The sequence below is a fragment of the Rhizobium sp. S96 genome (assembly GCF_030382195.1).
In the GTDB taxonomy this organism is placed as follows: Bacteria; Pseudomonadota; Alphaproteobacteria; order Rhizobiales; family Rhizobiaceae; genus Rhizobium.
This window is the reverse complement of the sequence record NZ_JAUDRY010000003.1, coordinates 574,009-587,423: the sequence shown is the minus strand read 5'-3', so window position 1 is coordinate 587,423 and position 13,415 is coordinate 574,009. Positions and strand designations below refer to the sequence as shown.

General features: G+C 62.6%; 14 protein-coding genes. 11 read left to right on the top strand and 3 right to left on the bottom strand.

All coding sequences use genetic code 11. The annotated features are described in order from the left end of the window. Nucleotides 1-10: 10 nt before the first annotated feature. Nucleotides 11-880, top strand: a complete 870-nt coding sequence (locus QTL94_RS03880) for an oxidoreductase (RefSeq protein ID WP_289800650.1) — start codon at nt 11-13, stop codon at nt 878-880. 50 nt (nt 881-930) lie between these two features. Here the strand turns inward: QTL94_RS03880 and phnF are convergent, their stop codons facing one another. Next, nucleotides 931-1,662, bottom strand: a complete 732-nt coding sequence (gene phnF, locus QTL94_RS03875; RefSeq protein WP_289800649.1) for a phosphonate metabolism transcriptional regulator PhnF — start codon at nt 1,660-1,662, stop codon at nt 931-933. A gap of 98 nt (nt 1,663-1,760) precedes the next feature. On the opposite strand from phnF, the gene phnG reads away from it, so the two are divergent. The 9 genes from phnG (at nt 1,761) to QTL94_RS03830 (ending at nt 8,514) form a co-directional block, all read left to right on the top strand. Beyond that, entirely contained in the window at nt 1,761-2,228 is a 468-nt protein-coding gene (gene phnG, locus QTL94_RS03870; RefSeq protein WP_289800648.1) for a phosphonate C-P lyase system protein PhnG, read from the top strand. Continuing rightward, complete coding sequence (phnH, locus tag QTL94_RS03865; RefSeq protein ID WP_289800647.1) at nt 2,228-2,836, top strand: phosphonate C-P lyase system protein PhnH; 609 nt, start codon at nt 2,228-2,230, stop codon at nt 2,834-2,836. The genes phnG and phnH overlap by 1 nt, the downstream gene beginning before the upstream one ends. Nucleotides 2,837-2,839: 3 nt before the next feature. Continuing rightward, entirely contained in the window at nt 2,840-3,949 is a 1,110-nt protein-coding gene (locus QTL94_RS03860) for a carbon-phosphorus lyase complex subunit (protein WP_289800646.1), read from the top strand. Next, entirely contained in the window at nt 3,946-4,827 is an 882-nt protein-coding gene (locus tag QTL94_RS03855; protein WP_289800645.1) for an alpha-D-ribose 1-methylphosphonate 5-phosphate C-P-lyase PhnJ, read from the top strand. The genes QTL94_RS03860 and QTL94_RS03855 overlap by 4 nt, the downstream gene beginning before the upstream one ends. A 154-nt stretch (nt 4,828-4,981) precedes the next feature. After that, nucleotides 4,982-5,758 carry a phosphonate C-P lyase system protein PhnK gene (gene phnK, locus QTL94_RS03850; protein ID WP_289800644.1) on the top strand — a complete coding sequence of 259 codons (777 nt, stop codon included), beginning with the start codon at nt 4,982-4,984 and terminating at the stop codon, nt 5,756-5,758. Between the two features lie 64 nt (nt 5,759-5,822). Next, nucleotides 5,823-6,533: a phosphonate C-P lyase system protein PhnL gene (phnL, locus tag QTL94_RS03845; protein ID WP_113520524.1), complete on the top strand. Its 711-nt coding sequence runs from the start codon at nt 5,823-5,825 to the stop codon at nt 6,531-6,533. Further along, a complete protein-coding gene (locus QTL94_RS03840; RefSeq protein WP_289800643.1) occupies nt 6,530-7,147 on the top strand; it encodes a DapH/DapD/GlmU-related protein in 618 nt (205 codons plus the stop codon). Before phnL ends, QTL94_RS03840 begins: the two co-directional genes overlap by 4 nt. A 355-nt stretch (nt 7,148-7,502) precedes the next feature. After that, nucleotides 7,503-7,904, top strand: a complete 402-nt coding sequence (locus QTL94_RS03835) for a hypothetical protein (RefSeq protein WP_065691015.1) — start codon at nt 7,503-7,505, stop codon at nt 7,902-7,904. A gap of 79 nt (nt 7,905-7,983) precedes the next feature. Next, complete coding sequence (locus tag QTL94_RS03830; protein ID WP_289800642.1) at nt 7,984-8,514, top strand: ribonuclease H family protein; 531 nt, start codon at nt 7,984-7,986, stop codon at nt 8,512-8,514. 41 nt (nt 8,515-8,555) lie between these two features. On the opposite strand, the gene QTL94_RS03825 is transcribed toward QTL94_RS03830, so the two are convergent. After that, complete coding sequence (locus QTL94_RS03825; protein ID WP_289800641.1) at nt 8,556-12,200, bottom strand: hydantoinase B/oxoprolinase family protein; 3,645 nt, start codon at nt 12,198-12,200, stop codon at nt 8,556-8,558. Nucleotides 12,201-12,301: 101 nt separating this feature from the next. Between QTL94_RS03825 and QTL94_RS03820 the strand changes: the two genes are divergently transcribed. Continuing rightward, nucleotides 12,302-12,823 (top strand): winged helix DNA-binding protein, encoded by a 522-nt coding sequence (locus QTL94_RS03820; RefSeq protein ID WP_289800640.1) that lies wholly within the window; start codon nt 12,302-12,304, stop codon nt 12,821-12,823. Between the two features lie 7 nt (nt 12,824-12,830). Here the strand turns inward: QTL94_RS03820 and QTL94_RS03815 are convergent, their stop codons facing one another. Beyond that, on the bottom strand, nt 12,831-13,394 hold the full coding sequence (locus tag QTL94_RS03815) for a methylated-DNA--[protein]-cysteine S-methyltransferase (protein ID WP_289800639.1): 564 nt from the start codon (nt 13,392-13,394) through the stop codon (nt 12,831-12,833). Nucleotides 13,395-13,415 lie beyond the last annotated feature (21 nt).

The window sequence follows — 13,415 nt, the reverse complement described above, 5'->3', positions numbered from 1 at the left end:
GAGATTTTGGATGTCACAGGTTTGGTTGATTACAGGCAGTTCGCGCGGCCTTGGCAGGGCGCTTGCGGAAGCGGCGCTGGCAGCAGGGCATAAACTGGTCGCGACCGCGCGCGATCCTTCGCAGCTTCAGGACATCAAGCAGCGCTACGGCGGCAATGTCTTGACGATTCCTCTTGATGTGACCGATGAACAATCGGCGGCATCAGCCGTAAAGGCAGCTGTGGATGCGTTCGGTCGCCTCGACGTGCTCGTGAACAATGCCGGTTATGGCGATGTTGGATCGATCGAGGACACCAGCCTCGCCGATTTCCGCGCCCAGATCGAGACCAATCTGTTCGGAACGATCATCGTCACCAAGGCGGCGCTGCCGCTGATGCGCGAGCAGGGCTCCGGCCACGTCATCCAGGTCTCCTCCGTCGGCGGTCGCATCGGCCCTGCCGGCCGCGCACCCTATGCGTCGGCAAAATGGGGCGTCGAAGGCTTCTCGGAAGTGCTGTGCCGGGAAGTCGGCCCGCTCGGCATCAAGGTGACGATCATCGAGCCCGGCGGCTTCCGCACCGATTTTGCCGGCGCCTCCACCACGCTCCGCGAAGGGCGCCCGGAATATGAAGGCACGGTCGGCAAGATGGCCCGCTACCAGCGCGACTACAGCGGCAAACAGCCGGGGGATCCCGCAAAGGCGGCCGCTGCGATCATCCATGTCGCCGGTGTGGCTGAGCCGCCGCTACGCCTGCTGCTCGGCAGCGATGCAGTGCGTGGCGTCGAGCAGAACGACGCGGCACGGGCCAGCGAGCATGCCGCTTGGCGCGACCTCAGTGTTTCCACAGACTTCGAGCCCGGCGCCGGTGCCGGAAAGTTTCCGTGGGAAGCCGGGAAATAACGACCGGCCCTGTCATCGATGCCGGAGACCTTTCCCGGCATCGGCCTGACCTAGTTCTCGATCGTGAACTGCACCCGATCCGCAGCAAACCGGCTGATCGCATATTGCACTGGCACGCCTTCGAGGTCGGTGTTGACGGCCTTGGTGATCAGCAGGATCGCGCCGGGCGCCAGTTCGAGTGCTGCGGTATCGGCCTCATCGGCATGGATGGCGGTGATCTCCGTCGTCGAGCGCACGTAGTCTGATAGTCCAAGCTCGGCAAAGGCCTTGGTGATCGATTCCGTCCGCTTGTAGACGTCGGGCATACCGCCGAAGCGCGCGGCTGGAAACCACGCTGTCGCGCAGGAGACCGGGCGGCCGTCTGCCTTGCGCACCGTTTCCATGCGCACGACAGGCTCGCCCGGCCGGATCTTCAACCCACGCGCCACGTCCGCGTCAGCCTTCTCCTCCGAATGGGAAAGCAGCAGCGCGCGCATCTCGCGCGCCTGTTCGCCGATGCCTGATGTAAACCGGGTGCGCTTGGTGATCGGAAAGTTCAGCCGCTCCTTGCGCTCGATCAGCGTGCCGCGTCCCTGCACGGCGCGCACGATACCCTCCTGGGCAAGGGCAGCGATCGCGCTTCTGACCGTATGCCTGTTGACGCCGAACTGCAGTGCCAGCACCGTCTCCGGCGGGACCATGCCGGTCTCGTCATAGGCGCCGGCGCTGATCGCCTGGCGAATGCGGTCGGCGATCTGCCGCCATAGAGCCACGCCCGTCTGTCTTTGTACCTGCCCAGCCATTTTACCCCTTGATGTCACACGCTTGTCATGTCGCCGATTTAAGCGTAACCATATCTTGTATAGTTGTCTATATCAATAGACATTTAAAGGATGTGGCGATGACCTTAGCGGAAAAGAATGAGCCGGCGGCAGGTGGGCGCAAACGCGTCGTCGACCTGCTTGCGCGTGCGGAGCGGCAGGAGCTGGTCGCGGCTTGGGAGAAGCTCGCGGAAAAGCCGGCGGTCCAGCCTGTGCGCGGACCGGAAACGGGCCTCGTCATGGTCCGGGGCCGGATGGGCGGCGGCGGTGCGCCGTTCAACCTCGGTGAGGTGACGGTGACCCGCGCCACCGTGCGCCTTGCCTCGGGCTCCGTTGGTCATGCCCAGGCGCTCGGCACCGATCGTGAGAAGGCCAGGCTTTCCGCCATCTTCGACGCCCTCTGGCAGGAGCAGGCGACGCAATCCTTCGTCGAGCAGGCGCTTCTGCAGCCGATCGCCGCCCGCGTGGCCGATGCCGATCGCCGCAAGGCCGATGAGACGGCGGCAACCCGCGTCGATTTCTTCACCATGGTTCGCGGAGACGACTGATGAGCCTCAAGACGGAAGTTCTGACTGGGGGCTTTGCCGAGCCGGTCTTCCACGCCCAGAGCGTGTTCAAGCTGATGATGGATGCGATGGCGCGTCCGGGCACGATCCAGACGGTCTCCCCCGATGCTTTGCCGCCGGCCCCCCTCGGCGTTGCAGCAGGTGCGATCGCGCTGACGCTCTGCGACCATGACACGCCCGTCTGGCTGTCATCGGGGCTCGCAAAATCCGCCGTGCCGCAATGGCTCGGCTTCCACACCGGCGCGCCTGTCACGCCGGAGAAGGCCGAAGCGCGCTTCGCCTTCGTCGAAGCCGGAACGCCGCTGTCGTCCTTCGGTCTCTTTGCCGCCGGCACGCAGGAATATCCGGACCGTTCGACGACACTGGTCATCGAACTGGCGGATATCGAAGGCGGCCGCAAGCTGGCGCTGGTGGGCCCCGGCATCAAGACCGTCACCGACATCGCGCCGCTCGGCCTGCCCGACACGTTCCTGCGCCTCTGGACGGATAACCGCGCCCTCTTCCCGCGCGGCATCGACATCGTGCTGACCTCGGGCAGCCGGTTCGTCTGCCTGCCGCGCACCACCAAGATCACCGCAACGGAGATGTGACCCATGTATGTTGCTGTCAAAGGGGGCGAAGCCGCCATTGCCAACGCCCATCGCCTGCTGGCGGATCGCCGTCGCGGTGACCGTTCGTTGCCGGCTATCGGTATCGACCAGATTGTTGCGCAGCTGGCGCTGGCGGTCGATCGCGTCATGGCTGAAGCCTCGCTCTACGATCGTACGCTTGCCGCTCTCGCCGTCCGCCAGTCGCGCGGCGACATGATCGAGGCGATCTTTCTGCTTCGCGCCTATCGCACGACGCTGCCGCGCTTCGGCTATAGCAAGCCGGTTGATACCGCCCGCATGAAGATCGAGCGCCGCGTCTCCGCCACCTACAAGGATCTGCCGGGCGGCCAGTTGCTCGGCCCGACCTTCGACTATACGCATCGCCTCCTCGATCCGTCGCTGCTATCAGACGAAGCCGTCGAGGAGCCGACACTCCGTGATGCCGAATCCGGCCGCGTCATGCGCGTTTCGGAAATTCTCGCGCAGGAAGGCCTGATCGAAGGCGATGGCGAGATGCCCGAGGATCACGAGATCGGCGACCTGACCCGCGAGCCGATGGAATTCCCGATGACCCGCGATCTGCGCCTTCAGGCGCTCGCCCGTGGCGATGAGGGCTTCCTTCTGGCGCTCGGTTATTCCACGCAGCGCGGCTACGGCCGCAACCATCCCTTCACCGGCGAAATCCGCATCGGTGAAGTCGAGGTCGAATTCGATGTTCCCGAACTCGGCTTTGCCGTCTCGCTGGGCACCATCCAGGTGACGGAGTGCCAGATGGTCAACCAGTTCAAGGGTTCGTCCAAGGCGCCGCCGCAGTTTACCCGCGGCTACGGCCTGGTGTTCGGCCAGAGCGAGCGCAAGGCGATGTCGATGTCGCTCGTCGATCGTGCGCTACGCGCCGAAGAACTCGGCGAGGACATCACGGCTCCGGCACAGGACGAGGAATTCGTCATCTCGCATGCCGACAACGTCCAGTCGACCGGCTTCGTCGAGCATTTGAAGCTGCCGCACTATGTCGACTTCCAGGCGGAACTCGATCTGGTCCGCCGCATGCGCACCGAATTCGAAGCCAACCGCATCGGCGGCGATGACACCATCAAGGAGGCTGCGGAATGACCGACCTAGCCAGCTACAATTTCGCCTATCTGGACGAACAGACGAAGCGCATGATCCGCCGCGCGATCCTGAAGGCGATCGCCATGCCCGGCTATCAGGTGCCCTTCGCCTCCCGCGAAATGCCGATGCCATACGGCTGGGGAACCGGCGGCGTGCAGGTCACGGCCTCGATCATCGGGCCGGATGATGTCCTCAAGGTCATCGATCAGGGCGCCGACGACACGACCAACGCGGTCTCGATCCGCGCCTTCTTCCAGAAGGTCGCGAATGTCGCGGTGACGACGCATACCAAGGATGCGACGATCATCCAGACCCGCCACCGCATCCCGGAAGAAAAGCTTGGGCCCAAACAGGTGCTCGTCTACCAGGTTCCGATTCCGGAACCGCTCCGCTTCCTCGAGCCGCGCGAGACCGAGACCCGCAAGATGCACGCGCTTGAGGAATACGGCCTTATGCATGTGAAGCTCTATGAGGACATCGCGCACAACGGCCGCATCTCCAAGACCTACGCCTATCCGGTCAAGGTTGCCGGCCGCTACGTTATGGACCCGTCGCCGACGCCGAAGTTCGACAATCCGAAAATGCACATGTCAGATGCACTGCAGCTCTTCGGGGCAGGGCGCGAGAAGCGCATCTATGCCGTTCCGCCCTATACCGAAGTCGTCAGCCTCGATTTCGACGACTACCCCTTCGAGATCCAGCGCTTCGGCAAACCCTGTGCGCTTTGCGGCGCCGAAGAGGTCTACCTCGACGAAGTCATTCTCGACGACAAGGGCGGACGCATGTTCGTCTGCTCCGACACCGACCATTGCGAAGACCGCTGCGCCCACGGGCATACCGGCGAGATGTTGGCACCGGGCCGGGAGGCGGCGGAATGAACCTGACCAACCACAAAGACCCCTCCCCAACCCCTCCCCACAAGGGGGAGGGGCTTCCTCGGCGCTTGCCGCAGGTTTTCTCCCCCCTTGTGGGGGAGATGGCCGGCAGGCCAGAGGGGGACTTTAGCCGCATGTTCAAACGGAAGACATCGCCATGACCGACACCCCGCTTCTCAAAGTCAATGACGTCTCGAAGTTTTACTGCAACCGCATCGGCTGCCGGAATGTCTCCTTCGAACTCTGGCCCGGCGAAGTGCTTGCCATCGTCGGCGAATCCGGCTCAGGCAAGACCACGCTGCTCAACTGCATCTCGACCCGGCTGATGCCGACGACAGGCAGCGTCGAATACCACATGCGAGACGGCGCCTATCGCGACCTCTACCGCATGAACGAGGCCGAGCGTCGCTTCCTGATGCGCACCGACTGGGGTTTCGTGCATCAGAATCCGGCTGACGGTCTGCGCATGACGGTCTCGGCCGGAGCCAATGTCGGCGAGCGTCTGATGGCGATCGGTGACCGCCACTACGGCAATATCCGCTCCACCGCCATCGATTGGCTGCAGCGCGTCGAGATCGACGAAGGCCGTATCGACGACCAGCCGCGCGCCTTCTCCGGCGGCATGCGCCAGCGTCTGCAGATCGCCCGCAACCTGGTGACCGGCCCACGCCTGGTGTTCATGGACGAGCCGACCGGCGGCCTCGACGTGTCGGTGCAGGCCCGCCTGCTCGATCTTGTTCGTGGCCTCGTCAACGATCTCGGCCTTGCCGCAATCATCGTCACCCACGACCTCGCCGTCGCGCGTCTGCTGTCGCACCGCATGATGGTGATGAAGGATGGCCATGTCATCGAGCACGGGCTGACCGATCGCGTGCTGGACGATCCGCGCGAGCCGTACACGCAGCTCCTCGTTTCCTCCATCCTGCAGGTCTGATCGCGAATGCCGTTCTGACTCCGGCTACCGGTGTCCGCGGCAAGCGAAAATAAGGAAAGAAATCATGGCAACGCCACTCGTTGTTTCTGAAGTCGTCAAGAGCTTCACCATGCACCTGCGCGACGGCATCAAGCTGCCCGTCGTTTCGGATGTATCCTTTTCCGTAGCCTGCGGGGAATGCGTCGTCCTCGGCGGCCCGTCCGGTATCGGCAAGAGCTCGCTGCTGAAGATGATCTACGGCAACTATGCCGTGGATAGCGGCCAGATCCTCATCAAGCATCACGACAAGATCGTCGATCTCGCGACCGCCGATCCGCGCACCGTCATCGCCGTTCGCCGCGATACGCTCGGCTATGTCAGCCAGTTCCTGCGCACCGTCCCGCGTGTTGCGGCGATCGACGTGGTGGCCGAGCCGCTGGTCGCTCGTGGCGAAAAGGCGGAAACGGCGCGCGAGAAGGCGGCAAACCTTCTCTCGAAGCTGAACCTGCCGGAAGCGCTCTGGCAGCTTCCGCCGGCCACTTTCTCCGGCGGCGAGCAGCAGCGCGTCAACATCGCCCGCGGCTTCATCACGGAGCATACCGTCTTGCTGCTCGACGAGCCGACCGCCTCGCTCGACGCCAGGAACCGCGCCGTCGTCGTCGGCATGATCGAGGAGAAGAAGAAGGCGGGCGTCGCCCTTCTCGGCATCTTCCACGATGAGGAAGTGCGCGAGGCCGTCGCCGACCGCATTCTCGACGTCCAGAAGTTTTCGCCGCGAAAGGCAATCGCAGCATGAGCCGCAAGATTGGCCTCGAACCCTATTTCCATGAAACGGCATCCGTGAAGAACGCCACCTTCGGCCGCTTCACAGAGGTCTCGGAGCGTTGCCGCATCGAGGAAGTCGAGTTCGGCGACTATTCCTATGTCATGCAGGATGGCGCCATCTGGTGCGCGACGATCGGGAAGTTCGTCAACATCGCCGCTTCGGTGCGCATCAATGCCACCAACCACCCGACCTGGCGCGCAACGCTGCACCACTTCACCTATCGCGCCGCCGATTATTGGCCGGATGCCGATATGGAGACCGACTTCTTCGAATGGCGCCGCTCGAACCGCGTCGTCATCGGCCACGACGTCTGGATTGGCCATGGCGCCACTATCCTGCCCGGCGTCACGGTCGGCAATGGCGCTGTCATCGGCGCCGGTGCCGTCGTCTCCAAGGATGTCGCGCCCTACACGATCATCGGCGGCGTCCCGGCCAAGCTGATCCGCGAGCGCTTCCCGAAGGAGGTCGGCGAGCGCATGGACAGGCTCGCCTGGTGGGACTGGGAGCACGATCGCCTGCGCGTTGCGCTGGCCGATTTCCGCGCGCTGAGCGCCGAAGATTTCCTCGCCCGCTACGAAGCATGATCGGGCGCCCCTAAGAGGGGCGCTCATCCGGCCCCGGAGCTTGGCCGCCCAAAAATCGGCCGACCGACCTCCGTTCCTCACGGCTCGCCCGGGCGCTAAAAACATGCAGCCGACGAAGCATCGGCGCACTCCATTGTCATAATAGTCGCGTCTGTCTCTGCTAGGAAAGAACAGGAGACGAGCCTGTTTACCGCAAGGATAACCATGCGTCTTGGCCGTGGATGAGCTGGCGCGAATGCCAGTTCCTGTAAGAATCGGAAACACATTGTGACTAAGTCGTTACAAAAGCTACAATTTTCCAGCTTGTCTCAGAATCGTACTTCATGGATATTAGACTGATCTTGAGGAAGTCGTCATGATCAGAATGATTGAAGATCCGGCGGAATTGGCCGGCGAAGATATCACTGGCAAGTATATTCTGCGCAAGCTGAACTATCATTGGTTCGCTTACGGTAAAGCTGCGATCGTGACGGCCTGCAAGGGCACGATCCTGGAGCTGGATCGTGAGGAAACGGTCTATTCCGAACAGTGGGGCCGTCGCGCCTATACGGGCACCGGTAAGCGGTATCCGGGCGGTATCTGTCCGATATCGGCGGTCGCCTGCGTCTGCGATACCCCGGACGAGGTAAATGCCGTCATCCAGCTCGATGTCGACGCGCAGGAAGAGTTCTATCGGCTGATCGCCAAGACGGAAGCTAGAGTTCGCGCTCTTGCATCTACGTCGGAGAATACGGTGTTTCTGGCTGCTGCCGAATAGGTCAGGCGTTCCGGACGGCTCGGTATAAAACCGGGCCTCCCGCGATCTATCCCTCGCGGATGGATGTCACAAGGCGCAAATGATCGATAACACCGACACTATCCTGTTCCCTGAAAGTATCGCTGCCGCGCACACCCTCCACGTCTTCGCCGATGGTTGCTACGAACCTGTATCAGGGGAGGGTGGCTGGGCATTCGCGGTCTATCGCGACAACGCAGAAGTCGCTTCCGGCTTTGGCGGCGTCAAGGACACCGCCAACAATACCACCGAACTGATTGCGTTGCTCGAAGCCGTGATCTGGATCAACGGCAACGCCACGGAGGAAACAGTCGTCGTCTGGTCTGACTCGGCTTACGCCGTCAGAGGCTGCAATCAATGGCGCCACATCTGGAAGAACAACGGCTGGAAGAAGATAAGCGCCAACACAAAAGTCCGAAGCCGAACCATCGCAAATCCGGATGTCTGGAAGGCGATTGACGGTCAGCTGTCCCGCAATCCCCTGCTGACCATCGCCTGGTGCAAGGGTCATTCGGGCCTTGCCGGCAACGAGCGCGCGGATGAACTCGCAGAACGCGGCCGCCTGTCGTTGCGTGGCAAAGGTATCGGATGAAGGTTGAGCAGCTCCGCCCGCGTGGCGAAGCCGCTGAGGCGCTAGCGCTTGCCGTATCCACCCGGTGTCGGCGTTGTCACGATCACCGCGTCGCCGGCCTCAAGGACCGTCTGGTCACAGGCATTCAGCATTTCCACCTGTCCGTCCGCACGGCGAACTGCCGTGCTCCCCGTTTGACCGTCCTCGCCACCGTCCAGCCCGCGTGGTGGGTGTGAGCGGTGTGACGACAGGATAGCGCACTCCATCTTTTCCAGGAAGCGGATCGTTCGGCTGGTGCCGTCGCCCGCCGACCAGCGCCCTTTGCCGCCCGAACCTTGCCGGATGTGAAAGTCCTCGAGCAGCACAGGGAAGCGGAGTTCGAGAACCTCAGGATCGGTAAGCCGTGAATTGGTCATGTGCGTATGGACGCCCGACGTTCCGGCGAACCCGCGCCCGGCATTTGTGCGGCCGGCAGGCGATCCGGAGCAGATCGTTTCGTAATATTGGTACTTTTCGTTGCCGAAGGTGAGGTTGTTCATCGTGCCTTGCGCATTGGCGAGTGAGCCCAGTGCCGAAAACAAGGCATTCGTAACGTGCTGCGAGGTCTCGACGTTGCCGGCGACCACAGCCGCCGGGTAGGCCGGCTTCAGCATGCAGCCATCGGGTATGATGATGTTGATCGGGCGCAGGCAACCGGCGTTCATCGGGATCATGTCTTCGACCATGACACGGAAGGCGTAGAGAACGGCAGCGCGCGCGACCGGCTCCGGCGCGTTGAAGTTGTTCTTCATCACCGGCGAGGTGCCGGTGAAGTCGACCGTCGCCTCGCGCTTCTGGCGATCGACGGTGATCTTCACCTTGATCACCTGTCCCGTATCGGTCGGGTATTCGCATTCGCTTTCATCGGGCAACAGCGACAGAACGCGCCGCACGCTCTCGGCGGCGTTGTCCTGAACATGACCCATATAGGCCTGCACGACATCGAGCCCGAAGTGCGAGACCACCTTGCGCAGTTCGGCAACGCCCTTCTCGTTGGCGGCAATCTGCGCTTTCAGATCAGCAACGTTCTGGTGCGGGTTGCGCGCTGGAAACGGATGATCCTGCAGCAGGTGGCGAAGCTCGGCTTCACGGAATTTGCCCCGTTCGACCAGCTGGAAATTGTCGAACAGCACGCCCTCCTCGTTGACGGTCGTCGCCAGCGGCGTCATCGAGCCGGGCGCCGTGCCGCCGATATCGGCGTGATGTCCACGCGAGGCGACGTAGAACAGGATGTCCTTGTCGGCGTCGTCGAACACAGGGGTGACGACGGTGATGTCAGGAAGATGGGTGCCGCCATTGTACGGCGCGTTGAGCGCGAATACGTCGCCGGGTCGAATATTGCCCGCGTTCAAGCGGATGATGGTCTCGACCGACCGGTCCATCGAGCCGAGGTGGACCGGCATGTGCGGTGCATTGGCCACCAGCGCGCCGGTGTGGTCAAAAACGGCGCAGGAGAAGTCGAGCCGTTCCTTGATGTTGACCGAATAGGCGGTGTTCTGCAGCGTCACGCCCATCTGCTCGGCGATCGACATAAAGAGATTGTTGAATACCTCGAGCATGACGGGATCTGCCTCGGTGCCGAGGGCGGCCTGTCTGCGCTTCTTTTCCACCCGCCGCATGACGACGTGGTCTTTGGCGCTGATCGTCGCCTGCCAGCCGGGCTCGACCACGATGGTCTGGTTCTTCTCGACGATAAGCGCCGGGCCGTTGAGGCGATATCCGGGCCGAAGGGAGCCGCGCATGAAGATGCCAGCCTGATGCCAGGCGCCCTCGGTGAAGAGCGGCCGCGTTTCTGAAGCCGCTGCCTCGATATCCTCGATCGGCGCATCGCGTTCACTCAAGCCTCGCTCGCGACTGTCCTGCCCCTCGACGGCCACCAGTTCGACGATCATCGCCTTGTCGTCGTAGATGAAGCCGAATTGCGCCTTGTGGGCTGCCTCGAAGTCGAGGCGCGCCTGTTTCAGAGAGCCGCTCTCGAAGCCGACCGGAAGCGCGGTATCGGTTCCGTCATAGCGCAGGTGCAGGATCGGGCGGGTGCGCGTCTCGGCTTCCGGCACACCCTGGCTCGCGAGCTCCGCGTGGACGTTCTCGCGCAATTCGCCAATCAATACCTCGACCGCCGTCAGTGTCTCCGGCACGAGCGGCTTTATCAACGCCTGCTGGCGCGTCGCGAAGACCGAGGACAAGCCGATCCCATAAGCTGAAAGCAGGCCCGAGAATGGATGAACCAGCACCGCCTCCATGCCGAGCGCATCGGCGACTAGGCAGGCGTGCTGGCCACCTGCTCCGCCGAAGCAGTTCAACAGGTATTCCGTGACATCGTAGCCGCGCTGAACCGAGATCTTCTTGATGGCGTTTGCCATGTTCTCGACCGCGACGGTGATATAGCCCTCCGCGACGCTTTCAGGGCTGCGGCCATCGCCGATCTCTTCTGCCAGGGCTTCGAACCTGTCGCGCACGACGTGAACGTCGAGCCGTTCGTCCTGCTCCGGGCCAAAAATCGCCGGAAAAAGATCTGGTTGCAGCTTTCCGAGCATGACGTTGGCGTCGGTGACGGCCAAAGGGCCGCCGCGACGATAGCAGGCAGGCCCCGGATTGGCGCCCGCCGAATCCGGCCCGGCGCGAAAGCGCCCCGCCTCGAAATGAAGGATGGAGCCGCCGCCTGCTGCAACCGTATGAATGCGCATCATCGGCGCGCGGACGCGAACACCCGCGACCTCGGTGTCGAACGCGCGTTCGTACTCGCCATCGTAATGCGCCACGTCGGTCGATGTCCCGCCCATGTCGAAGCCGATGACGCGCTCATAGCCGGCAAGCTTTGCCGTTTCCACCATGCCGACCACACCGCCCGCGGGCCCCGATAGCAGCGCATCCTTGCCCTTGAACAGCTCGGCCGCCGTCAGCCCGCCAGAGGACATCATGAACATCAGGCGCGGCGACGTTTCGCCGTCGCCATCCAGCCGCTCGACATCGACGCCCAGTTCCTCAGCCACCCGCCGCACGTAGCGGCCGAGGATTGGCGAGAGATAGGCATCGACAACAGTCGTATCGCCCCGGCCGACGAGCTTGACCAGTGGCGAAACCTCGTGGCTCACGGACACCTGTCCAAAACCGGCGTTCCGGCAGAGGGCCGCCATCTGCAATTCGTGCTCTGGAAATTTCCAGGCGTGCATGAAGACAATCGCCACCGCGTCGATGCCGTCGGCCTTCGCCCGGGCCACTTCGGCCTCGACCGAGGCGAGGTCGAGCGGCCGTTCGATGCGGCCGTCGGCGCAAACCCGCTCGTCTACCTCGATGACGCGGTCGTAGAGCTGCTCGGGGAGAATGATCTCTTTGGCAAAAATGTCCGGGCGTGCCTGATAGGCAATGCGAAGCGCATCGCGAAAACCCCGGGTAATGAGCAGCAGAACGCGATCGCCCTTGCGCTCCAGCAGGGCGTTGGTGGCAACCGTGGTGCCCATCTTGACGTCGCCGATGCGACCAGTGGGGATCGGCTCGCCGGTCGCGAGCCCCATGAGCGTGCGAATGCCCTGGATTGCCGCGTCCCGGTAGACCTCCGGGTTTTCAGACAGCAGCTTGACGGGATGCAGTGCCCCATCCGGGGCGCGGCCGATGACATCCGTGAAGGTTCCGCCGCGATCGATCCAGAAGTCCCACTTGCCGCTCATCTCAGCCATCCTGCTTTTAAAATCCGATGCTCGGATGACATAGGCGGCTTTTGCGGTCATTATGTCAATAAATTATCGATATTCTGTCAGTGAAGGATGTCATGAAGGAACCGCAGCTTTCAATCGGTCCGATCGTTTCGTCGTCGCACCTTGCCGAAGGTGCAATGCCGGCATTGTCCGAACTCGAATTCGCGCTGACGGTGATGGGCAATGCCTTTCACAGCTGGATTGTTCGATGCATGACGGCCGCGGGTTATCCGGGCCTTGGTCATATGGAGGTGCTCATCCTGCATGCGACCAACCATCGCCAGCGTGAAAAATCGCTCTCGGATCTCTGCGTGATGCTCAACATCGAGGACACACACATCGTCACCTATGCGGCCAAGAAGCTGCAGGGTAACGGGCTGATCATGACCGGTCGGCGCGGCAAGGAGAAGACCCTGAAAGTCACCGAAAAGGGCGCGGCGGCTTGCCACCGTTATGGGGAAATGCGCGAAGCGTTGCTCATCGCCGACGCCAGGACACTGCATCTTGATGAGGCGGATATTAGTCGGCTTGCAGGACTGATGCGCGTCCTCTCAGGTCAATATGACCAGGCTGCACGCGGTGCGGCAAGCCTCTGACGACCGATCAGAAATCAAGGGCTTGCTGTGCAGGCGCCGGCGGCGTGAGGCGAACGCCTTCGAGTTCCAGCATCCGCGCCTTGGACGTCGATCCGCCGGGAGCGGAAAAGCCGCCGATCTTGCCGCCAGCGGCCAACACGCGATGGCAGGGAATGATCAGCGCGACGGGATTCTTCGCCATCGCCTGCCCGACATCACGCGCCGCTTCCGGACCGGCGCCGAGCTCCTTCGCGAGCGCTCCGTAGGTCGTGGTATGGCCCCATCCGATCTTGCGCGCGGCGTCGTAGATCCGCCTGAAAAACGCGTCCTGTTCTTCAAGATCGAGCGTAATCCCGGTGAAATCGGTCTCCTCGCCGTCAAAATAGCGTTTCACGTTAAGGATCGCGTCAGCGACATCGGGCGGCGGGTTGCCGCTCTCAGCGCCAGGGATGCGGCGAACCAGCAGGCGCTCGGTGGCGTCCGCTGCCTTGGTGGGCAATTGAAAGCGCGTGATCCCGACATCGTTCCACGCAATGCCGCAAAAGCCGGCAGCGGTTTCGAAGATGAGATACTGGTGTACCATCTGAGCCATGAGGCTGGTCTCCACGTTCGA